This window comes from Rhodococcus wratislaviensis (assembly GCF_900455735.1).
Lineage (GTDB): Bacteria > Actinomycetota > Actinomycetes > Mycobacteriales > Mycobacteriaceae > Rhodococcus_F > Rhodococcus_F wratislaviensis.
The window spans coordinates 592733-613524 of the sequence record NZ_UAUI01000022.1 but is presented as its reverse complement, the minus strand read 5'-3'; the positions used below and the strand labels follow the sequence as shown (position 1 = coordinate 613524).

The 20792-nt window shown below is 66.0% G+C and carries 20 protein-coding genes; 14 read left to right on the top strand and 6 right to left on the bottom strand.

What is annotated here, in order from left to right:
- The first annotated feature begins 16 nt into the window (after window positions 1-16).
- The 13 genes from DTA22_RS25325 (at window position 17) to DTA22_RS25265 (ending at window position 12356) form a co-directional block, all read left to right on the top strand.
- Window positions 17-394, top strand: a complete 378-nt coding sequence (locus DTA22_RS25325; RefSeq protein WP_112301301.1) for a Zn-ribbon domain-containing OB-fold protein — start codon at window positions 17-19, stop codon at window positions 392-394.
- Complete coding sequence (locus DTA22_RS25320; RefSeq protein ID WP_112301300.1) at window positions 394-1542, top strand: thiolase family protein; 1149 nt, start codon at window positions 394-396, stop codon at window positions 1540-1542. The genes DTA22_RS25325 and DTA22_RS25320 overlap by 1 nt, the downstream gene beginning before the upstream one ends.
- A gap of 9 nt (window positions 1543-1551) precedes the next feature.
- Window positions 1552-2757, top strand: a complete 1206-nt coding sequence (locus DTA22_RS25315) for an acyl-CoA dehydrogenase family protein (protein WP_235214533.1) — start codon at window positions 1552-1554, stop codon at window positions 2755-2757.
- Window positions 2754-3716: a phosphotransferase family protein gene (locus DTA22_RS25310; protein ID WP_112301298.1), complete on the top strand. Its 963-nt coding sequence runs from the start codon at window positions 2754-2756 to the stop codon at window positions 3714-3716. The genes DTA22_RS25315 and DTA22_RS25310 overlap by 4 nt, the downstream gene beginning before the upstream one ends.
- A 50-nt stretch (window positions 3717-3766) precedes the next feature.
- Window positions 3767-4969 (top strand): acyl-CoA dehydrogenase family protein, encoded by a 1203-nt coding sequence (locus tag DTA22_RS25305; RefSeq protein ID WP_112301297.1) that lies wholly within the window; start codon window positions 3767-3769, stop codon window positions 4967-4969.
- Window positions 4966-5727 carry an SDR family NAD(P)-dependent oxidoreductase gene (locus tag DTA22_RS25300; RefSeq protein WP_065489208.1) on the top strand — a complete coding sequence of 254 codons (762 nt, stop codon included), beginning with the start codon at window positions 4966-4968 and terminating at the stop codon, window positions 5725-5727. Before DTA22_RS25305 ends, DTA22_RS25300 begins: the two co-directional genes overlap by 4 nt.
- Window positions 5728-5764: 37 nt before the next feature.
- Window positions 5765-6526, top strand: a complete 762-nt coding sequence (locus DTA22_RS25295) for an SDR family NAD(P)-dependent oxidoreductase (RefSeq protein WP_112301296.1) — start codon at window positions 5765-5767, stop codon at window positions 6524-6526.
- A 15-nt stretch (window positions 6527-6541) separates the two neighbouring features.
- Window positions 6542-7609 (top strand): NAD(P)-dependent alcohol dehydrogenase, encoded by a 1068-nt coding sequence (locus DTA22_RS25290; protein WP_112301357.1) that lies wholly within the window; start codon window positions 6542-6544, stop codon window positions 7607-7609.
- A 73-nt stretch (window positions 7610-7682) separates the two neighbouring features.
- Window positions 7683-9185 (top strand): class I adenylate-forming enzyme family protein, encoded by a 1503-nt coding sequence (locus DTA22_RS25285; protein WP_112301295.1) that lies wholly within the window; start codon window positions 7683-7685, stop codon window positions 9183-9185.
- Between the two features lie 90 nt (window positions 9186-9275).
- The gene (locus DTA22_RS25280; RefSeq protein ID WP_112301294.1) at window positions 9276-9884 is read left to right on the top strand and encodes a TetR/AcrR family transcriptional regulator; all 609 of its coding nucleotides are present in this window, start codon (window positions 9276-9278) and stop codon (window positions 9882-9884) included.
- 75 nt (window positions 9885-9959) lie between these two features.
- A complete protein-coding gene (locus DTA22_RS25275; RefSeq protein WP_174233859.1) occupies window positions 9960-10295 on the top strand; it encodes an EthD family reductase in 336 nt (111 codons plus the stop codon).
- Between the two features lie 11 nt (window positions 10296-10306).
- The gene (locus tag DTA22_RS25270; RefSeq protein ID WP_112301292.1) at window positions 10307-11308 is read left to right on the top strand and encodes an MBL fold metallo-hydrolase; all 1002 of its coding nucleotides are present in this window, start codon (window positions 10307-10309) and stop codon (window positions 11306-11308) included.
- 16 nt (window positions 11309-11324) lie between these two features.
- A complete protein-coding gene (locus DTA22_RS25265; protein ID WP_112301291.1) occupies window positions 11325-12356 on the top strand; it encodes an NADP-dependent oxidoreductase in 1032 nt (343 codons plus the stop codon).
- A 67-nt stretch (window positions 12357-12423) separates the two neighbouring features.
- On the opposite strand, the gene DTA22_RS25260 is transcribed toward DTA22_RS25265, so the two are convergent.
- The 6 genes from DTA22_RS25260 to DTA22_RS25235 form a co-directional block, all read right to left on the bottom strand.
- Entirely contained in the window at window positions 12424-13188 is a 765-nt protein-coding gene (locus DTA22_RS25260) for an SDR family NAD(P)-dependent oxidoreductase (RefSeq protein WP_112301290.1), read from the bottom strand.
- Between the two features lie 45 nt (window positions 13189-13233).
- Entirely contained in the window at window positions 13234-14934 is a 1701-nt protein-coding gene (locus tag DTA22_RS25255; protein WP_112301289.1) for an ABC transporter permease, read from the bottom strand.
- The gene (locus DTA22_RS25250) at window positions 14934-16097 is read right to left on the bottom strand and encodes an ABC transporter ATP-binding protein (RefSeq protein WP_112301288.1); all 1164 of its coding nucleotides are present in this window, start codon (window positions 16095-16097) and stop codon (window positions 14934-14936) included. The genes DTA22_RS25255 and DTA22_RS25250 overlap by 1 nt, the downstream gene beginning before the upstream one ends.
- The gene (locus DTA22_RS25245; RefSeq protein ID WP_112301287.1) at window positions 16094-16909 is read right to left on the bottom strand and encodes an SDR family NAD(P)-dependent oxidoreductase; all 816 of its coding nucleotides are present in this window, start codon (window positions 16907-16909) and stop codon (window positions 16094-16096) included. The genes DTA22_RS25250 and DTA22_RS25245 overlap by 4 nt, the downstream gene beginning before the upstream one ends.
- Window positions 16906-17943 (bottom strand): ABC transporter substrate-binding protein, encoded by a 1038-nt coding sequence (locus DTA22_RS25240; RefSeq protein ID WP_112301286.1) that lies wholly within the window; start codon window positions 17941-17943, stop codon window positions 16906-16908. The genes DTA22_RS25245 and DTA22_RS25240 overlap by 4 nt, the downstream gene beginning before the upstream one ends.
- A 79-nt stretch (window positions 17944-18022) precedes the next feature.
- Window positions 18023-18718, bottom strand: coding sequence for an alpha/beta fold hydrolase (locus tag DTA22_RS25235; protein WP_112301285.1), 696 nt, complete (start codon window positions 18716-18718; stop codon window positions 18023-18025).
- A 107-nt stretch (window positions 18719-18825) separates the two neighbouring features.
- Here DTA22_RS25235 and DTA22_RS25230 point away from each other — a divergent pair, with 107 nt between their 5' ends.
- Entirely contained in the window at window positions 18826-20760 is a 1935-nt protein-coding gene (locus DTA22_RS25230; protein ID WP_112301284.1) for an oxidoreductase, read from the top strand.
- The last annotated feature ends 32 nt before the right edge of the window (window positions 20761-20792 follow it).

Here is a 20792-nt window from a genome sequence, read left to right as displayed (position 1 = left end):
CGAGGAGAGGATGAGGATGGGCGAGACACACACCGCGCCGGCGCTCGGCGCGAGCCGGTGCTCCCACTGCTCGACTGTCGCGTTCCCGGCCACCAGTCTGTGCTCGCAGTGCTCACGACCGGCGATGTCGCCGTTCACTCTGAGCACACGCGGAACGGTCTGGGCGTACACGGTTCAGCGGTTCGCCCCGAAATCTCCGCCGTACGTCCCGCCGCCGAACGGCTTCGCGCCGTTCGCCGTCGGATACGTCGAACTCCCCGAGGGAATCAGGATCGAAGCCGTGCTCGAATGCCACGACTTCGACGAGTTGGACGACGGGGCGCCGGTGACCTTGATCGCCACGGCACCGGTGCCCCACTTCGCCACCGACGCCTATCTGAAGGAGATCCGCTGATGTCCGCCGTGTCGATCGTCGGGGCCGGACTCTCGAAGTTCGGACGTCAGCCGGGCAAGAGCGGCCGCCGGCTGGCGCTGGATGCAATTGCGTCCGCGCTGACCGACGCAGGCATCGCGTGGACCGATGTTCAGGTCGCATTCGGTGGCAGCGACGGGTCCGGGCTCGCCGACACCCTGGTCGCCGAGCTCGGGCTCACCGGCATACCTTTCACCAACGTCAAGAACGGTTGCGCGACCGGCGGTAGTGCGTTGGTGTCGGCCGTCAACGCGATTCGCTCGGGGGCCGCCGACATCGCACTCGCGGTCGGCTTCGACAAGCATCCGCGCGGCGCCTTCGACCCGGCACCGCAGGATTGGGGTCTGCCCGTCGGCTACGGCGAGGCAGGCCTGATGGTCACCACCCAGTTCTTCGGCATCAAGATCGCGCGCTACATGCGCGAACACGGGATCAGCGCACCGACTCTGGCCGCCGTGGCGGAGAAGGCGTATCGCAACGGCTCGCTGAACCCGAATGCCTGGCGCCGCGAACCGATTTCCGCTGAGACGATCGCCGCAGCGGACATGGTCAACGACCCGCTGACGCGATACATGTTCTGCTCGCCCGGCGAGGGCGGAGCCGCCGTGGTCGTGGCGAGTGAGGCCGCCGCCCGGCGCCTCGGCGGAAGACCGGTGCACATACGGGGAATCTCGGCGGGTACCCGCCGGTTCGGTTCCTTCGAGGTGTTCGGTCCGTCGATTCAGGGCCAGGGAACCCCGTCGAGTGTGAGCACGTCCACCGCCGCCGCCGCATTCGAGCAGGCCGGACTCGGTCCCTCGGATGTGGATGTCGCGCAACTCCAGGACACGGAGAGCGGTGCCGAGATCATGCACATGGCCGAATGCGGATTCTGCGAGCACGGCGAACAAGAAAAACTGATTGCGGCCGGCGAGACGGAGATCGGCGGCCGAATCCCGATCAACACCGACGGCGGATGTATCGCCAACGGGGAACCGATCGGTGCCTCCGGCCTCCGGCAGATACACGAGATCGTCACGCAATTGCGCGGGGAGGCCGGTGCCCGGCAGGTTCCCGGACACCCGCGCGTCGGATTCACCCACGTCTACGGTGCGCCCGGAATCAGTGCCTGCACCGTCCTGTCCGTCTGAGGAAGAGCCATGAATCAAGCAACGATGCCCGACCTGGACCAGTTCGTGGATGAAGCGCGGGCGTGGCTGAGAACTGTCGCGGAACCGCGCACCCAGATCAAATGGGGAGTGGGATCCGACTCGGTCGCCGTCTTCGAGAATTGGACGGCCGAGCAGGAGCGCGACGAGACCGACCATATCCGGGCGTACGAACAGACGAAGTTCGACGCCGGCTGGGGCTCGATGAACTGGCCGGCCGAGTACGGTGGCCGTGGTCTGCCGATGTCCTACGTGCTCGCGTTCCGGCGGGAGGAGAACGCATTCGACGTGCCGCGCCGGACCGAAATGTTCTCGGTGACTCAGCAACTGGTCGCTCCGGCGATCGCCCAATGGGGAACACCGGAACAGTGCGAGCGGTATGTGCGTGCGATGCTTCGGACCGACATCATTGCCTGCCAGCTGTTTTCGGAAACCGAAGCCGGATCCGACCTTGCCGCGGTACGGACGAGGGCAGTCGAACGGAATGGCCGGTGGACGATTACCGGGCACAAGGTCTGGACGTCCGGCGCCCGGGTCGCCGACGTCGGGGTCGCGGTGTGCCGCACCGACCCCGACGCGACCAAACACGCAGGCCTCACCGTCTTCCTGATCCCGATGGACGCTCCGGGAGTCACCGTCCGGCCCATCCGCCAGATGACCGGGGGCAGTTCCTTCAACGAGGTCTACCTCGACGGCGTCGAACTGTCGGACGACTACCGGCTGGGGCCGGTGGGGGAGGGTTGGCCGGTCGCCCTGACGGTACTGGCAGCCGAACGACTCGACGCCGGGAACCTAGGTCTGGCCAATGCCGATCACGCCGTCGAACTGGCCCATCACCTCGACCGGCAGCTGACCGAAATCGAACGTGACAAGGTCGCGGATCTCGTGACGCGCAGCTACGTCCAGCGGGTGACCGGTATGCGGGTGGCCGCGGCAGTCGTCGCCGACAAGGACCCCGGTCCCGAGGCATCGGTGGGTAAGTTGCTCGCCACCGACACCATGGCACGTACATCGGAAGTCGTCCGGCTGTTGCTGGGGCGCGATCTGATCGCCGACTCGGGCGAGTGGGGAACGTTCGCGTGGACGGAGCATGTGCTCGGCGCGCCCGGGTATCGCATCGCGGGCGGTACCGACGAGATCCAGCGAAACATCCTCGCCGAGCGCGTGCTCGGCCTGCCGAGGGAGCCGCGCGCGTGAGCGCAACGATCACCCTCGACGACCGTGTGGCGCATCGGCTGCGCGAGCAGAACCCCGGTCTGGACGTCGGCACACTCGAGCCGCTGCTCGGGGGGCATTCGGGTCTGACGTACAAGGTGCAGACCAGCGACGGCGACCTCGTGGTCAAGGCGGTTCCCGAGGGGCAACGCCCCATCGGGCGACACGACATGGTGCGCCAGGCGAGGATCATGGAAACTCTGGGGGCGACAGAGGTCCCCGTACCCCGGATCGTCGCCGTCGACGAGGACGGCCCGGCGTGGTTCGCGATGGAGTGCGTGGCCGGGGAGTCACTCGAGCCGGTGCTCGATTCGCCTCCGGTCGAACCGGCTGTCGCGGCGGCGCGGATGCGCCGGGCCGCCGCGGTGCTGCCGCTGCTGCACGCGGTGCCGGTCGACACGATCCTGGCGGCCGGAGATCCGTTGTCACCCGGTGCGGAGCTGGCGCGGTGGAAACGAACCCTGGATGCCGTTCCCCCCGACCTCGTCAGCGGCGGCGACGAACTCCTGCGCCTCCTCGCCGCAGATCTTCCCGAGGCGCTGGCACCGACGTTGGTACACGGTGACTACCGGCTGGGCAACATCATCGCCCGTGGCACGGAGCCGGTGGCTTTGATCGACTGGGAGATCTGGAGCCTGGGCGATCCGCGGGTCGAATTGGGCTGGTTCCTCGTGTTCGCCGACGGTGCGAACTTTCCCGGGGTGGGGCGCGCGGTGCCGGACCTGCCGTCCGAGGACGAACTGATCGACCTCTACACCGGGGATCACCCGGCGCTGCCGGACATGAACTGGTTCAACGCACTCGGCCGTCTGAAGATGGCGGCGATCATGGGCCACAACCTGCGCCGGCACCGCGAAGGCCGCCACCACGACCCCGACCAGGAACGGCTGCCCGACACCATCGCGCAGCTCATCCGCAGCGGGACTGCGCTACTTGCCTGATCAACCTCCGTCCACCGCGTGACGCGATGACGGAACAGAGAGGACCTCACGTGGACTTCGAATACTCCGCGCGCACCGAGCGATTGCTCGAGCAGCTGCGGAACTTCATGGAAGAGCACGTCTATCCGGCCGAGGCCGTGTACGACGAGCAGATCAAGTCGAACGACAACCCACACGAGCAGCCCAAGGTCATGCTCGACCTGCAGGCGAAGGCGCGCGAGCTCGGATTGTGGAATCTCTTCATGACGCACGGCGGGTGGGGCGCCGGTCTCACCAACCTCGAGTACGCCCCGCTCGCCGAGATGGTCGGACGCTCGGTGATCGGCAACGAGGCCATCAACTGTTCGGCACCCGATACCGGCAACATGGAGATCCTCGCCATGTACGGCACCGAGCAACAACAGTCACGGTGGCTCGCGCCGCTCCTCGACTGCACGATCCGGTCGGCGTTCGCCATGACGGAACCGGATGTGGCGAGTTCGGACGCCACGAACATCACGTCGACCATCCGCCGGGACGGCGACGAGTACGTCCTGAACGGCCGGAAGTGGTACACCTCAGGCATTCTCGACCCTGATTGCAAGCTCGTCATCTTCATGGGCAAGTCCGATCCCGAGGCTCCGACCTACCGGCAGCAGAGCATGATCCTGGTGCCCGCGGATTCTCCCGGTATCGAGGTCCTTCGCGATCTGCCCATGTTCGGGTACCGGGACCGGCTCGGTCACGGCGAGGTCCAGTTCACGGATGTCCGGGTGCCGGCCGACCACATGCTCGGCGCCGAGGGAGACGGTTTCGCGATTGCGCAGGGCCGGCTGGGGCCGGGGCGCATGCACTACGCGATGCGAGCGATCGGCATGGCCGAGCGCGCCCTCGAGCTGATGTGCCGACGGGCTCTGCAGCGCACTGCCTTCGGTGCGCCGCTCGCTGATCGCGGTGTGGTACGGGAGTGGATCGCGCGCAGCCGGATGGAGATCGACCAGATCCGGCTGCTGGTTCTCCAGTCGTCGTGGCTGATGGACACCCGCGGCAACGCCGCCGCCCGGTCGGAAGTCGCCGCGATCAAGGTTGCGGCCATGGAGGTCGCTCATCGAGTGGTCGACCACGCCGTCCAGACCTACGGCGCGGCCGGGGTGAGTGACGACACGATCCTGGCCCGGCTGTATGCGATCACCCGGGCACTGCAGATCGCCGACGGTCCGAACGAAGTCCATCTGCGCACCATTGCGCGTCTCGAACTGAAGAAGTACGCATGAACGCCACGCGAGAATTGACAGGCAAGGTCGCACTCGTCACGGGGGCCACCCGAGGGCTCGGATACGCCATCGCGAGCGGGCTGGCCGCCGCGGGAGCCACCGTGATCGTGTCGAGCCGCAAGGAGGACGCGTGCATCTCCGCGGCCCTCGCGATCACGAGGGACACCGGTGGCATCGCCGAACCGCTCGCACTGCACGTCGGGAAGTGGGACGCGATCGAACTCGCCGTCGACCACATTCTCACGCAGTTCGGAAGTCTCGACATCGTCGTCAACAACGCCGGCATCGCTCCGCTGTCGCCGAACCTCGAGTCGGTCTCCGAGTCGCTCTTCGACAAGACGATCGAGGTCAACCTCAAGGGCCCGTTCCGGCTCATGGCGGTGGCCGGTGCCAGGATGAGCGCGGCCGGAGGCGGTTCGATCATCAACATCTCGAGCATCGGCGCACTGCGGCCCAGCCCGCCGGAGGCGATGTACGCGGCGTCGAAGAACGGTCTCAACGCGCTGACGATGGCCTTCGCTCAGGAATACGCGCCCCGGGTACGGGTGAACTGCATCATGCCGGGCGGATTCGCAACCGATATGGCGGCGGACTGGGACGACGAGTTCGTCGGCAAGATCATCGACCGACTCCCGGCCGGCCGACTCGGGCACCCGGATGAAATCGCGGGCCTCGTCGTGCATCTGGCCGGCGACCGAGCCGGCTACACCACGGGTGCCGTCATCCCGGTCGACGGCGGCCGCACCGCCGTCTACTGACGCGCGCGTGCCACGAACACGAGTAGGAGCCAACCACATGCAGGTACCCGAGCTGTTCCAGCTGAGCGGTCGCGTCGCCGTCGTCACGGGTGCATCGTCCGGACTGGGAATGGGCTTCGCGCGGACGCTGGCGTCGGCAGGCGCGACGGTCTTCGCCGCCGCCCGCCGAGTCGAGCGTCTCGCGGCGCTGGCCGGCGAGGTCGACGGGGTCGTCCCCGTCGAGTGCGACATCACCGTGGACTCGGACCGGCGCGCGCTCGTGGATCGGGCCCTCTCGCAGGCTGGGCGGATCGACGTCCTCGTCAACAACGCGGGCAGACCCGGCAGACCGAACGCCGAGGACGAGAGCCCGGAGGAATTCTCCTCGATTCTCGACGTCAATCTGGCCGCGGGATTTCATCTCGCCACGTGCGTCGCCTCGGCCACACCGGCGGGCGAGACAACATCGATCATCAATATCTCCTCCGTCGTCGGGCTCGTCTCGACGGCACCCATCGGCGGTGCGAGCTATGCGGCATCGAAAGCCGGCGTGCTCGGGCTGACCCGTGAGCTCGCCGGGCAGTGGGGTAGACGCGGCATCCGCGTGAACGCCATCGTGCCGGGTTGGTTCGACACGGAAATGACCGATGGACTGTTCAGCAACCAGCGCTCGGCGGACTGGGTGCGCCGCAACACGATGCTCGCCCGCGGCGGACGCCCCGGCGAAGTGGACGGCGCCGTGCTCTTCCTGGCATCGGACGCGTCGTCATACGTCACAGGTCAGACTCTGGTGGTCGATGGCGGCTGGACCGCACGGTAGGCAAAGGTGACACTCATGGCAGTTCCGACGATGCGCGCAGTACGCCTGACCAGCTGGGGCGACGGTCCGCGCGTTGTGCGCATCCCTGTTCCCGAACCGCAGGGGCATCAGCTGCTCCTCCGCGTCGACGCCGCCGGACTGTGCAGATCCGATCTGCACGTGATGGACGCACCCGCGGGAGTATTCGACTATTCCCTCCCGTTCACCCTCGGGCACGAGGTGGCGGGAACCGTGGTCGGCGCAGGCCCGGAGGCCGACAAGTCGTGGATCGGCGAATCCGTCGTCGTCCATGGTGTCTGGTCGTGCGGGCGATGCCGCAACTGCCGCCGAGGCCGCGAGAACTATTGCTTCGAATTGAGCAAACGCGAGGACGGCCGTCTCGCCGCGATCGGCAACGGCATCGGCTACGACGGTGGTCTGGCCGACACCATGACCGTTCCCTCGGGACGGTGCCTGGTCCGCACCCACGGACTCGCCCCCGAGAGTGCCGCCCCACTCGCCGATGCCGCCCTGACGGCGTATCACGCAGTTCGTACCAATCGGGATCTCGTCGACGCCGACTCCGTTTCCGTGGTGGTCGGAGTCGGGGGACTGGGCCACATCGCGGTCCAGGTTCTCCGCGCACTGGGCGCAGGCACGATCATTGCGGTCGATCCGCGTGAGAGCTCACGCGACCTTGCGCGTCGGCTGGGGGCGGACGTGGCGGTGTCGGACATTGCGGAGGTTGCGACATCTCGGTCCGGTACCGCCGGCTTTCACTGCGCTGACGTCGTCTTCGATTTCGTAGGAGCGCCGGACACGATGGAATCGGCGGCGCAGCTGCTCGCCCCCGGGGGACGACTGGTGACTGTCGGCAGCGCCGGCGGCCGGCTCACGGTGGGCAAAGACGTCGGACTCGCGACGGGCTGGCAGGTGACTGCGCCGTTCTGGGGAACTCGCGCAGACCTCGAGGCCGTGGTCGACCTCGCAAACAAGGGTCTGCTGGCCGTCGAGGCGACCACGTACCCATTGGACGACGTCCTCGACGTGTATGCGAGGTTGCGGCGCGGCGAGATCACCGGGAGAGCCGTCGTGATTCCGTGACGGACGAAAGCTGGGTACGGTGCGTGTCATAGTCAATAATGAAACTAGTTCACTTCAATGGAAGGTCGGCGGAATGTGGGAGCTGGCACGCGATTTCGTTGCTCGCGCAGCGAATTCTCCGGATGACATCGCAGTCGTCGATGCAACGGGGGAGCACACGATGGCGGAGGTTGTCGCGGCGGCAACCGAGCTCGCCGCCCAGTTGGACGCCGCGACGGGTGGCTCGCCGACCGTGCTCGTGCAGGCTGACAACACGTGGCGCACGCTCGCCGCGGCAATCGCCGTCGGACTGCGCGGCGGTCTGATTGCGGTGTTCAGCCGGCATGCCACCCCGTCGGAATTCATCGTGGCGTTGAACGACATCACACCCGACGTCGTGATCGCCGACCGGCAGTCGCTCGCGCACTGGGGTGTACCGGAGGACCGGTTCTGCGAGGAAGCGACCGCACCGGCCGGCTGGGTGATGCGCTGGTCGCGATCACCGGTCAGTGACGTCGAGCGGTGGAACGGCGGAATTGCGATCGCGATGACGTCCGGGTCGACCGGACATCCCAAGTGCGTGGTGCAGTCGGAATCCGCGATTCGTTATGCCTGCCGTTGCACGATCGAGGCGGTCGGCCTCGAACCCGGGGATCCCGTCGCGGCGTTCGTACCACTCTCGTCGGTAGCGGCATTCTGCTTCGGGCTCTATCTCCCCGCAATGCTTGCCGCGCCGATGGTCTGCATGGACGGCTGGAAGCCTGCGACAGCCCTCCAGATCGTCCGGGAACACCGGGTCGCCTGGACGATGCTCGTCCCGACCATGGCTCTTCAGCTGGCCGTCGCGCCGGACGCTGCGGGAGCACTCGCGTCGCTGCGCGCAATGACCGTCGGCGGCGGTCCAATGGATGCCGGCGCGCTCGGTCGCGCCGAACAGACCCTCGGCACCACGTTCCTGCGTGTGTTCGGTATGTCCGAGTGTCTCGGGCACACGACCCCGCTGCCCGCGGACGTACCGGACGTCCGGCTCGGGCGGGACGGTCGTCCCTTCCCCGGGACCGTCGTCCGAGCGGTCGACGCACACGGCGCTCCTCTGCCACCGGGCCGGGTGGGCGATGCCCAGGTCAAGGGGCCCTCCCTCTTCGTCGGCTATGCACGGGCAGGTGTTCCCGCACCCCCGGAACTCACCGCGGACGGATTCCTGCCTACCGGCGACCTCGTCGAAGTGGCCGAAGACGGCAGCATCCGGGTGATGGGGCGCCAGAAGCAGATCATCATTCGCGGGGGCCGCAACATCGACATCAACGAGGTCGAGGCCGCGATCGCACGCATCCCGACCGTGTCCCAGGTGTGCGTGGTCCCGGTGCCGGACGAGCTACTCGGTGAACGTGCGGCGGCCCTGGTCGTGAGCACCGGCGATCCGATTACCCTCGACGAGGTCGTTGCGCACCTCGGGGACATCGAGTTCCCGAAGTTCAAGTGGCCGGAGTTCGTCTTCACGATCGACGATCTGCCGCAGAACCGGGTGGGGAAGCTGTCTCGACCGGATGCGGTGGACCTCGCAACACGCCTGCTCACCAGTAGCGAGAGCCGCTGATTCGACCCGACCTGACCTCAGTTCAGGTAGTCTGACCGGTACCGACCCGACAACCAACCGATGGATGGGGATTCAGTGTCCGTAGAAGCCATGACGCTCCGCGATGGTCCGCGTTCGAAGCGCGGGTTGATCCTGACAGCCGCGATCGAACGCTTCGGGGAGGTCGGCTTCGAGCATACGAAGTGGGCGTCGATCGCCGACGAGGTCGGCATCGGTCAGACGGCGCTCTATCACTATTTCGAGTCGAAGGGTCACTGCCTGCTGACCATCATGCGTCTCGAACTGGCGCAGTCACTCGAGCGATTCGCTGCCGCGATCGAGGGCGTCGACGACCCGGTCGAGGCGTTGAGTGCCGCCGTCACCAGCGCTCTGGAAGCGACCCCGCGGGACGCCCTTCAGCGGCGCATCCTCCAGAGTCATATGGACCTGCTCGCCACTCCCCGCCAATCCGAGAAGGAAGAGGCCGAGCGCCAGACCTCACGCGCGCTGGTGAACTCGATCGAAGAAGAGTGGTCGCTCCTCATCGCGCGGGGGATGGGCGCAGGCGTATTCGCCGACAGTGATCCGCGACTGATGGCCCGGCTGATCCTCGGACTCGTCGTCAGCGTGTGGCGTTGGTACCGACCCGACGGGGACATGACCCTCGACCAGCTCAACCAGCACGTTCGAGACGCCACCCTGCGCATCGTCCGCGCGTGATGCGGGCGTGTGCGGAGGGGTGGCTCTCCTTTCCCTCGAGATTTGAACCAAATTCAGGTCAGTTACGGAGTGATGATGTACAACTTGATCGTCTTGGCCGCCCGTCCGCACGACTGGAGCCATGAGCAGTTCATCCAGTGGTGGCGCGGCGAACATGCCGACGTGACCTACCCGCTCCCAGGGCTGCGGCGATGGCAGCACACCGAAGTGCTCGACGCGATGGACGACAGGTCACGGGAATGGGACGGCGTCTCGATTCTGAGCTTCGACTCCCGCGAGGACCTCGATGCCGCGCTCGCCAGCCCGGAATGGCAAGCCGCAGTGGACAACGTCGGCCAGATGCGGGGAAAGCGCATCCTCGTCATGGGCGAGGAGAAAACGATGGTCGAAGTGGACAGCGGTCGATCATGAGGGCGCACTGGATGGAACCGGGCTGCTACGAGGTGGCGCCCGGTGTGCATCGAGTGCCCCTCCAGATGCCCGATGACGGCCTCGGAGCGGTCAACGTCTACGCCCTCGAGACCGAGGACGGCCTGGCCCTCGTCGACGGTGGCTGGCGAGTCGACACGACTTTCGACGAGATGGAGCGCGCACTGTTCCACATCGGGCACAGCACCGAGCAGATTCACGACATCTATGTCACTCACGTGCACCGCGATCACTACACGTTCGCGATCGAACTCCGCCGTCGTCACGGCGCCCGCGTCCACCTCGGGATGGCCGAGGCCGACGGATTGGCAGCCGTCAGTGCACTCGGCAGTAACGTGCCGACGGATTCTCTGCGCGAACTCCGCCGCGCCGGTGCCCCCCTCCTGGCAGACACGGTCGAGGTCTTGACCGCCGCGGAACCCTTCTACCCCTCGGACTGGGAACAGCCCGACCACTGGCTCACGGCCGGTCCGCTCCGGATCGGACGGCACGCACTCGACGTCGTGCACACGCCGGGGCATACTAAGGGGCACATGGTCTTTCACGATGAACAGCAGGGGCTGCTCTTCAGTGGCGACCACGTCCTGCCCACGATCACACCGTCGATCGGCTTCGAACTCGGTGAGTGGGATCTGCCGTTGGGGCGCTACCTCGAGTCGCTGACCCGACTGCTCGAACGCCCCGACTCGCAACTGCTGCCGGCGCACGGAGATCCGACACCGAGCGTGCACCTGCGCGTCGAAGAACTTCTCGCGCATCATGACCGGCGTTTCGCGGCCATGCGCAACGCGCTGGTCTCGCTCGGGCCGGCGACCGCGACTGCCGTCGCAGACGCGGTCACGTGGACCCGTCGCGAAAGGCCGTTCTCCACTCTCGACCCGTTCAATCAAATGATCGCCATCTGTGAGACCCTCGCGCACCTCGACACTTTGGTCGATCGCGGTCGGCTCGCAGTCCGAAGACGAGACGACCGCGACGTCTTCTCCGTGGTCTGAGTGCGGAAGGATTCCTGTGCAGAGTCATGAGCTGAAACTGGCGCGCCACCCCCAGGGGAAGGTCCGGCCATCGGACTTCCACCTCGACGTGGTGACGGTTCCCGAAGAACTGGAGCCCGGTGAGATTTTCGTTCGCAACTCGTGGTTGTCGATCGACCCGTCCGTCAGGATACGTCTCGGCCCTTCCGGCCCGGCAGGCTACCTGCCGCCGTTCGGCATCGGGGAGACGCTGACCGGATTGGCTGTCGGCGAGGTACTCGAGTCCCGCGACCCCGGCTTCGAGCCGGGCGATACGGTTCTGCACATCAAGGGTTTCCGTGAGTTCGCGGTGGTCCGGCAGGGCAGCGAAACCTTGGCCGGGGCCGGCGGCGTGACTCGCCTCGACACGAGCGTGCACCCGCCGCAATCCTATCTCGGAGCGCTGGGCAGCTCCGGGCTCACGGCGTACGTGGGATTGCAGTGCATCGGTGGACTCACGAGTGGAGACGTCGTGTGGATCTCGTCGGCCGCGGGTGCGGTCGGCAGTCTCGCCGCCCAGATTGCGAAGCTCAGAGGTCACTACGTGGTCGGCAGCACCGGTTCCGGCGAGAAGGTCAGGTTCCTCCTGGACGAACTGAAACTCGACGGCGCATTCGACTACCACAGCCCGGACCTGGCCGAAGCCCTCGCAAGCACGGCACCGAACGGCATCGATCTGTATTTCGACAACGTGGGTGGAACGCATCTCGAGGCCGCCCTGTATCACCTCCGACCAGGCGGTCGGGTGGCCATGGCGGGCGCTGTCGCCTCCTATGACGCGGACACGGCGGCGGCGAGTCCGAGCAATCTTTTTCAGATCGTGGCGAAGAACCTCACGGTGCGGGGTTTCCGAGCTGGTGCTTACGACCATCTGCTCGGCGACATGCGGGCCGAGGTCGGGAGCTACCTCCGCGACGGTCGTCTCGTTGTCGAGGAGACCGTGTTCGACGGCCTCGAGTCGGCGCCGGACGCCATCGTCGCGATGCTGCACGGCCGCACCGTGGGAAAGACGCTGTGCCGCCTACGCTGACGCTCCGGCCGCTACACAGAAGAACATGGCCTCCGCATCACGCGGAGGCCATGTTCTTCTGTCTCGCTCAGGCCGCCGTCCACCCACCGTCGGCGTAGATCTCCGACCCGGTGACGAATGTGGAGTCGTCGCCGGCCAGGAAGGCGACTACGGCCGCGATCTCCTCACCCCGCCCGAGACGGCCCATCGGTGTGCCGGCCAGCATTTCGCGGTGACGCTCGCTGCCCTCCCAGCGCTCGAGCAGCGGGGGCGTACCGATGAATCCCGGGTGCAGCGAGTTGACGCGCACTCCCGCTTTCGCCCAGTGCAGGGCGGCGTTCTTCGTCATCGTCCGGACTGCGCCTTTGGCGGCTGCATAGGCAACGCTGTTGCCCAGACCGCCCACGGTCCCCAGTATCGAGCACATGTTCACGATCGAACCGCCGCCGCTCCGCTCGATGAGCGGGCCGGCATGTTTCATACCCAGCCATGTGCCGGTCTGGCCGACGCCGATCACCCGATCCCAATGGGATCGGGTTTCCTCGTCGACCGTTGCGACGCTGCCGATGGCAGCGTTGTTGACCAGGGCGTGCAGCGCGCCGAACGTGCTCTCGGTTGCTGCCACGACGTCTTCCCACTGTTTCTCGGAGGAGACCTCGAGGGCGAGCGCCGCGTGTCGCTCGGGCTGGGTGAGAGTATCGAGCAATTCCTGGCAGGCCGATTTCTCGAGATCGGTCAGGACGACGTGAGCACCCTCGTCGGCGAGCCTTCGCACGATCTCGGCGCCGATACCACCGGTCGCACCCGTCAGCAGGACGACCTTGTCTCGAAGTCGGTCAGGGCCGACAGTCATCTGGACTCCTTGTCACTCGTTCGGATCGGGCGGGGCAGATCGACATCAGAGATTGCTCAATACGTTTCGGCCGCCGACGAGCATCGCGATCACGACACCGATGCTGGTCACGGCGGTCATGAGAAGGGCCATCGCGGCCACCAGCGGGTAGGAGCCGTTCTCCCACAGGTCGAACAGCAGCGTACCCATCACCTGTGTCGTGGCGGCACGGACGAGCAGTGAGGCGGCGAACTCGTGGGTCAGCAGGATGAACATCAACGCGACGGAACTGAGCACGGTGGGCCTCATCAGCGGCAGAATCACACGGATGTTGGTGACGAACGGGCTCGCACCGCTCGTGGCCGACGCCTCGGCATAGGTCTCCCCGAGTGACAGCATCGCCGTCATTTGCATTCGGGTCGAGAAGGGCACCATCAGCACGATGTAGACGAGGATGATGACCGCTTTGGTCCCGTAGAGAATCAGCGGAGGCTGGGTGTACGTGAGCAGGAACCCGACGCCGAAGATCACCGCTGGAATGCCCAGGGGGAGAGCGGTGATGACGTCACCGACGGTTGCCAGCACCCTGTGTTTGCGACCTCGCACGAGCAGCGTGGCGGTGAGGTAACCGATCGGCACGCAGATGGCGACCGCCACCACGGAGGTGAGGAGACTCGTGTACACCGAGTCGACGATGCTCGCCGTCCGGAAAAGCGCCCGGAAGTTGTCGAGTGTGAAGAGATTCCAGGACAGTGTCTCCGACCAATAGGGAGACACGGCCACGATGGCGAGTCCGATCAACGGAACGACGAGTGCGAGCATCGCGTATCCCGAGATGCACACGGCGGCCCACGCCGAACGACCGGTATTCGGTGCGAACGCTTTTCCCCCGTGAGTGACGAAGCGTGACTGATTACCGAGAAGCATCTTCTGCGCCAGCACGACCACGACGCCGAAGATGACGAGCGGCGAGCCCGCCGCGGCTGCAGCGGCGAAGTCCGCCGGCGACTCGGACACCCGCCGATACATTTCGGTGGTGAGGACTTTCACGCCGGTGTTCTGTCCCAGCAGGAGCGGTCCGGTGAATTGGCCCAGACCGAGAAGCAGCGCAATGCCACCGCCGTACACCAGGGAGGGGCGAAGCAGCGGGAGCACTACACGAAAGAACACCCCGAGCGTCGACGAACCGCTGATCTGTGCTGCCTCGAGGTGCTCGGAACTGATGTTCTGCATTCCCGCGCTGACGAAGAGGTAGACGAAGGACGTGAGTCCGAAACCCGTGAGAATGATGATCCACGGTGTGCTGTAGACGTCGATCGGTCCGGAGTCCACGTGGTTCCACCAGGGAAGCTTGCGCAGGAGCGCGTTCAGATACCCGGGTCCGGGGGAGAGGAGAAATGCCCACCCGACCACATTGGCCACCGCCGGCATCACGATGGGCAGGATGGGGACGATCCTGAGAAAGCTCAGCCGGCGTGGCAGCCTGGTCGCCGCGAACGCAAGAATCGTTCCCAGGACCATGGCGATGGCGAGTGACGAGACAGCGAGCGCGATGGTCGTCCGGATGGTTTGGCCGATGTCGTACCGGCCGTACTGGGCTTGATATCCGCGACCGCCGTCCTCGAACGCCAGCGACTGCAATCGGAAGAGCGGTAGCACGACGAGATACGCCAGAACCGCCAGCAGCGCGCCGTACCCGAGCCGGGTACGCCACACCGTACTGACGACGAACGGACGTGCGCCGCGGCTCACCGCAACCGTAGCCATCACGCCTCCGATCGGGCGGCCTGGGCGAGCACGGGAACCTGGAGATCCACGTGGCCGTCCGGATGCGGAAACACTCGCAGCTTGGTGGGCGAGAAGCTCACCACCAGAGGAGATCCGATGGCGGCACCACGCAACCAGCGTCCGTGCAGTTCCGCATCTGCGCGGACGAACAACTGCTCACCTCCGGCATCGACCGTCACGTCGAAATAGCGGCCTCCGTACTCCGAGGTGACGAGATCGCCGACGAAGCCGACGTCACCCGCACGGACCTCGTCGAGTGAATGATGAAGTGCGAGGTCGTCGGGCCGGAGCCTTCCCAGAGCCGTATCGCCGCTGATGTAGTCGCCTTGGACTCCGGCCGCGTCGAGATCGACGGGAGCCCCCGCTCGCGTGGTCCACCCCTCGTGCCGGCGGACGAGTTCGAGCCGGTTCGCCATCCCGATGAACGCCGCGACATAGTCGGAGGAAGGGGTCTCGTAGACCCGCTCCGGGGTGTCGTACTGTTCGATCTTGCCCGCCTTCATGATGGCGAGTCGGTCACCGAGCGCAAACGCCTCGGCCTGATCGTGGGTGACGAATACGGCAGTGAAACCCAGTCGTTGGTGTAGTTGATGAATCTGAGACCGCACCTGATCACGCAGCCGCGCATCGAGATTGCTCAGGGGTTCGTCGAACAGCACCAGGTCGGGTTGGGCGACCAGGCCGCGGGCCACGGCTACTCGCTGTTGCTGTCCACCGCTGAGCTGGGACGGATACCGGTCGAGCAGGGCGCCGCAATCAACCATGCCTGCTGCGGTCTCGACCTGTCCGGCGGCGATGGCGCTCTTCATCCCCCGAACTTTCAAGGGGTACCGGATGTTTTCTCGCACCGTCATGTTGGGCCACAACGCGTAGGACTGGAAGACCATGCCGATGTTGCGCTTGTACGCCGGAACGTTGATACGGCTCGACGCATCGAACACAGTGTGGTCCTTGAACGTGATCGACCCGCCTTCGGGTGTCTCGAGACCGGCGATGCATCGTAACGTGGTCGTTTTCCCGCAACCGCTGGGGCCGAGCAGGACGAGAAATTCACCGTCCTGAATGTCGAGGTCGAGTTGATCGACGATGGTGTTGGACCCGAAGGTCTTGGTCAGGTTGGAAACCCGGAATTGCGATGTCACCTTGGCACCTGCTTGGTTGCGAGTGGGTTGTCGAGGGTTGGCTGTGGGCGCTTCGGAGTCCTGGCGCCCGCGGAGGTTCCGCCGTCGATCATGAGATCGGAGCCGGTGATGTAGCTGCTGTCCTCGCACGCGAGAAACAGGATGGCCTTCGCGACCTCGAGCGGTAGACCCCGGCGTTGCAGCGGAATGCTTTTCACATACGCGTCCATGTCGTCGTCGGCGAAGTCGGCACCGGCGGTGATTGCCGTCTCGATGCTGCCCGGGCAGACCGCGTTGACCCGGATATTCGATTCCGCGAACTCCAACGCCGCAACGCGTGTCAAGGCACGAACACCGAACTTCGACGCGCCGTACGCTCCGAGCTCGGCAGTCGCGAGGACGCCACGCAGCGAAGACAAGTTGACGACGGACCCGCCGGTGGTCATCGCGTCGCCTGCGGCTTGCAGACCGAGGAAGGTGCCCACGAGGTTGAGGTCGATCATGCGTCGTAGATCTGCGAGCGACGTCTGCATGATGGACGCTTTGGATGCGGCGCCCGCGGAGTTGACGAGAACACGCACCGAATGCCCGCGATCCGCCATGTCGGTGGTGACGCGCGTCCACTGGGATTCGTCGGTGACGTCGAGGTGCCGGTAGTGCGCTCTCGCACCGATTTTCGCCGCGACACTTTCGCCCAGCTCGTCGTCGACGTCGCCGAGGTAGACCGTGGCCCCGTGGGCGTGGAAGAGTTCCGCGGTCGCGGCGCCTATTCCTCGTGCAGCACCGGTGACGAGTGCGCAGGTGTCACGCAGTCGCCCGTCGTTGGTTGTCACTGGATGAATCTCTTTTCCCAGCCGGACTGGTATTCGGTGAGTGATTCGGGCGTCAGATCGGACGGGTTGGGCAGCGCGATGTCCTGGGCTCGCGCGACGCTTCCTTCGATGTCGGGAAGGGCGCTCGCGTAGCCGAGTGACAGCGCCTTCTGGCCGGCGGGGGTGGCCATGAAGTTCGCCAGCACCTGTGCCGCATTCGGGTGCGGCGCCGCGGACAGTGCGTGTGTGAACCAGGGGGTCCCCCACGGAGGGGACGGCAATGCCCAGTCCACCGGTGCGCCCGATTCCTTTTCCCGCACCAGGGGTTGCACCACGGGGGTCGCGACGATCTCGCCGGAGGTCAAGGCCTGAGCGACACCCAGTGCGCTCGGGTAGATGCGTGGTTTCAGTTCCGCGAGCTTCTGAAGATAGTCGGCGCCGAAGTTCTTCTCGAAGAATCGGTAGAAGTCGACGTACGAGGCGATACCGGACGGGTTGACGATTCCGATCTTGCCCTTCAACGCCGGGTCGAGGAGGTCTGCCGGCTTCTGCAGCCCTCCCGGAAGTGCCGACGTGTTCCATCCGAGAGAGAACACCGCCGCACTCGTCAGGAAGAATTTGTCGGAAATGATGCTCTTCTGCGGTTCGTACTCCGGCGCATCGAATGCCGGGCCGACGAGATCGGTCGAGTAGGTGCCCGACTCGGCGGCCGTCTCGATCCACGCGGCGTCCGTCAGCATGTGCACGTCAGCGGTACCGCGCTTCGTCTGATTCTCGACCTCGACCTTCGGGTTGATATCGGCGTCGGTTCCCCGGACGTATTCGAGGGAGATCTCGGGATACTCCTGCTCGAAGGCCACTTTGAGAGCGTCGAGATTGGCGGGGTTCTGGCTCGAGTACAGGAGCACACTGCCTTCGCCCTTAGCGGCTGCGACGACGTCGTCCCATGTGCCGGACACGGGTCCACTGGAACCGGAACCGCCGGATCCACAAGCGGCCGAGGCGAAAGCGGCGACCACCGCGACGGCCATCAGCTTTATCGGCATACTTCTCATGGCATGAAAGCCCTTCCGGTATCGGTTCGACGAATGCGAACCCGTGTGTTCGGTGATGGATGGAGGAGTCGAATGAGGCCTACGACGCGACACCGTTGAGCAGCGCGGCAACGCGATCGGGGATCGTGACCATGGCCATGTGACCGGATTCGAGAAAGACGGAGTCGCCGCCGACGAGGGCAGCCGACCTCTCCTGCAGTTCGGGTGGATAGCACGTGTCCTTGGTCAAACGTACGTATGTACGGGGTATGTCGGCGCGGAGACCGGACAGATCGACGGACTCGGTGAGTAACGCGCCGCAATCGTCGACCAGCTGGTCGATCATCCAGTCGGTCTGCTCCGCGTCCATGTCGTTGCAGAGCATCGCGGCGGCGCCCATCGGATCCTGGCGATACACACCATCTTCTATCGAGGCTTCCACCGCGGCGCGGACGCCCGGGTCGATCTGGTCGATCACTCGCGTCCCGTCGGGCGGGACGACGGCGGAGAGGAAGACGACGTGCCGTAGTCGGTGCGCGAGTGCCTGTATGACCCGAGGGGCCGTCACTCCCGCGAAAGAGTGTGCGACGAGTACGACGTCCTCGAGGTTTGCCGCCTCCACGTCATCGATGACGGCGGCAGCGCAGTCGTCGAGAGTGACGGACCGGGGGTCGATGGAGCGTCGTCGTCCCCGACCTGGGAGATCGACTGCGAGAGCGGCACCTTCGAGCAACGGGAGAAGTGGTCCCCAGCAGGAGGCACCCATTCCTGCGCCGTGGACGAGAACGAACGACATGATGCTCCTCAGCAATTGAACTGATATCAGTTTGAATGTAGGGAAATCGCCGTGTGATGTCAATCACCTGATAACATGAACTGAATCCAGTTCACTTAGGAGGTTGCATGACGACTCCACGTGCGGCGCGGCCGCTCCAGCTAGGCCCGATTCGGCTGGCAAACCGGCTCGTCGGTACGCCGCACGCCTCGGGAGCCGTCGCCGGCGGCATCCCCTCACGCGGCGACGACGACTACTGGCGGCGCTGCGCGGCCGGCGGTGCCGCGATGCTCATCGTCGGCGGCACCGTGGTGTCGCCTGGTTCGACCAATCGCAACGGCAACATCACCGAGGCCTGGCGTCCCGAAGTCCTCGCCGGCCTGGAGGCTCGGGCGCGGGCGATCACCGACGAAGGAGCCATCGCCGCCTGCCAGCTGGTGCACCTCGGACGCGAAACGCTGGGTGCCGAGATGTGGAGTCATCCCGTCGGGCCGTCCGCTGTCCGCTCGCCCCGCGAACCGACGCGACCGCGCGCCCTCTCCGGCGCCGACGTCGAGGGGATCGTCGACGCATTCCGCATATCCGCTGTCCACGCCTGGTCGGCCGGCTTTCCCGTCGTCGAACTGCACGCGGCCCACGGATACCTACTTGCGCAATTCCTCTCACCGAACACGAACCTCGGCCGAGATGCCGCGACAACGTCTCAGCGGACGCACCTCCTCGACCGCATCGCCCGCGCGGTCCGCGACGCCTGCCCCGGTATCGTCCTCGGAGTCCGCGTCTCCGCTGACGGCAGCGACGAGGCCGGCCTGAGCATGGACGGACTCTGCGACGTCCTGCCGTACCTCTCCGATTTCGACTACGTCAACGTCACGGTCGGCGTCCGCACCACCTACGTCCGGGACATGGCTGTCACCGACCCGCCGCTGCTCGATTCGGTCGGACAGTTGCGCGCCGCCGCAGTGACCCCGCTGCTCGTGTCGCAGTCGTTCCGGACCGGTGCGTCCATCGAAACCGCGCTGCAGTCGGGTGCCGACCTCGTCGGTATGGCACGACCGCTGATCGCCGACCCGGACTTCCCGCGGAAGATACTGACCGGCCGCGAGGCGTCGATCCGCCCGTGCGTGTCCTGCAACGAGGACTGCCGGGCATTCGACCCCGTCCTACTGTGCTCGGTCAATCCCGACCTCGCGCCGCCGGGTCATTCCGCACGTCCCGCGTACCCGCTGACGCTGGGGCCCACGCGCGGGTCGAGAGAGCGGAGACGGATCGCCGTCGTCGGTGCCGGTCCCGCCGGGCTCGAGTGCGCGATGCGGCTCGGACCCGACCACGACGTCACGCTCTTCGAAGGGCGAGAGCGGATCGGAGGCCAGCTGGCGACAGCGGCAGACGCGCCACACCGCAGCGGCTGGCGTCGCCTCCTCGACTACTACTCCGACAACATGCCGAAGGTCGCAATCCATCTTGCGCGCACCGTGAGCGCCGTCGAACTGGAGAACTTCGACGACGTAGTGCTGGCCGTCGGTGCCGTGGAAGAACTGCCCCAGACGTTGGCGGGAACGGCGTCCGTGCTCACCTCTCACGCCCTGCTGGGTGGGGGAGAAGCTCTTCGCGGGGCCGGCCACGTCGTGGTGGTCGACGACGGATTCGGGCTCTGGCCCGCAGCGAGCACCGTCGAAGCGGCGCTTGCCGCGGGTGCCGACCGCGTGACGGTTCTGACGCCCGCCGCGGCCTTCGCCTCGGGTCTTCCGGCGGAGGGCCGGGTGCAGTACCTGCGTCGGCTGTCGGGCAAACCGGTCGACGTGCGCGTGCTGTCGTCTCTCGTCGCGGTCTGCGACGGTTCGGTCGAATTCGAGAACACCCTGTCGGGGCAGAGGACGCGTCTCGACGTCGACCGGGTGGTCGTGGCCGGTGAGCGACGCCCACGCGACTGGTCGCAACTCGCACCGGTCAACGCACGCGTGCACGTCATCGGCGACGCGCTCGTGCCGCGCAAGGTCGCACACGCCATCTCCGAAGGCCGTGCCGTCGCCCGTGAGTACTTGTTAACCGCCCGCGGTTAACAAGTACTCACGGGGACGGAAGTGTGGTTGCG

Excerpts from the sequence above, each read along its gene's own strand:
- DTA22_RS25255 (WP_112301289.1), bottom strand. The coding sequence starts at position 14,934 with ATGGCTACGGTTGCGGTGAGCCGCGGCGCACGTCCGTTCGTCGTCAGT.
- DTA22_RS25290 (WP_112301357.1), top strand. The coding sequence starts at position 6,542 with ATGGCAGTTCCGACGATGCGCGCAGTACGCCTGACCAGCTGGGGCGAC.
- DTA22_RS25285 (WP_112301295.1), top strand. The coding sequence starts at position 7,683 with ATGTGGGAGCTGGCACGCGATTTCGTTGCTCGCGCAGCGAATTCTCCG.
- DTA22_RS25295 (WP_112301296.1), top strand. The coding sequence starts at position 5,765 with ATGCAGGTACCCGAGCTGTTCCAGCTGAGCGGTCGCGTCGCCGTCGTC.
- DTA22_RS25325 (WP_112301301.1), top strand. The coding sequence starts at position 17 with ATGGGCGAGACACACACCGCGCCGGCGCTCGGCGCGAGCCGGTGCTCC.
- DTA22_RS25320 (WP_112301300.1), top strand. The coding sequence starts at position 394 with ATGTCCGCCGTGTCGATCGTCGGGGCCGGACTCTCGAAGTTCGGACGT.
- DTA22_RS25235 (WP_112301285.1), bottom strand. The coding sequence starts at position 18,718 with ATGTCGTTCGTTCTCGTCCACGGCGCAGGAATGGGTGCCTCCTGCTGG.
- DTA22_RS25230 (WP_112301284.1), top strand. The coding sequence starts at position 18,826 with ATGACGACTCCACGTGCGGCGCGGCCGCTCCAGCTAGGCCCGATTCGG.
- DTA22_RS25280 (WP_112301294.1), top strand. The coding sequence starts at position 9,276 with ATGACGCTCCGCGATGGTCCGCGTTCGAAGCGCGGGTTGATCCTGACA.
- DTA22_RS25240 (WP_112301286.1), bottom strand. The coding sequence starts at position 17,943 with ATGAGAAGTATGCCGATAAAGCTGATGGCCGTCGCGGTGGTCGCCGCT.
- DTA22_RS25275 (WP_174233859.1), top strand. The coding sequence starts at position 9,960 with ATGTACAACTTGATCGTCTTGGCCGCCCGTCCGCACGACTGGAGCCAT.
- DTA22_RS25260 (WP_112301290.1), bottom strand. The coding sequence starts at position 13,188 with ATGACTGTCGGCCCTGACCGACTTCGAGACAAGGTCGTCCTGCTGACG.
- DTA22_RS25315 (WP_235214533.1), top strand. The coding sequence starts at position 1,552 with ATGAATCAAGCAACGATGCCCGACCTGGACCAGTTCGTGGATGAAGCG.
- DTA22_RS25300 (WP_065489208.1), top strand. The coding sequence starts at position 4,966 with ATGAACGCCACGCGAGAATTGACAGGCAAGGTCGCACTCGTCACGGGG.
- DTA22_RS25270 (WP_112301292.1), top strand. The coding sequence starts at position 10,307 with ATGGAACCGGGCTGCTACGAGGTGGCGCCCGGTGTGCATCGAGTGCCC.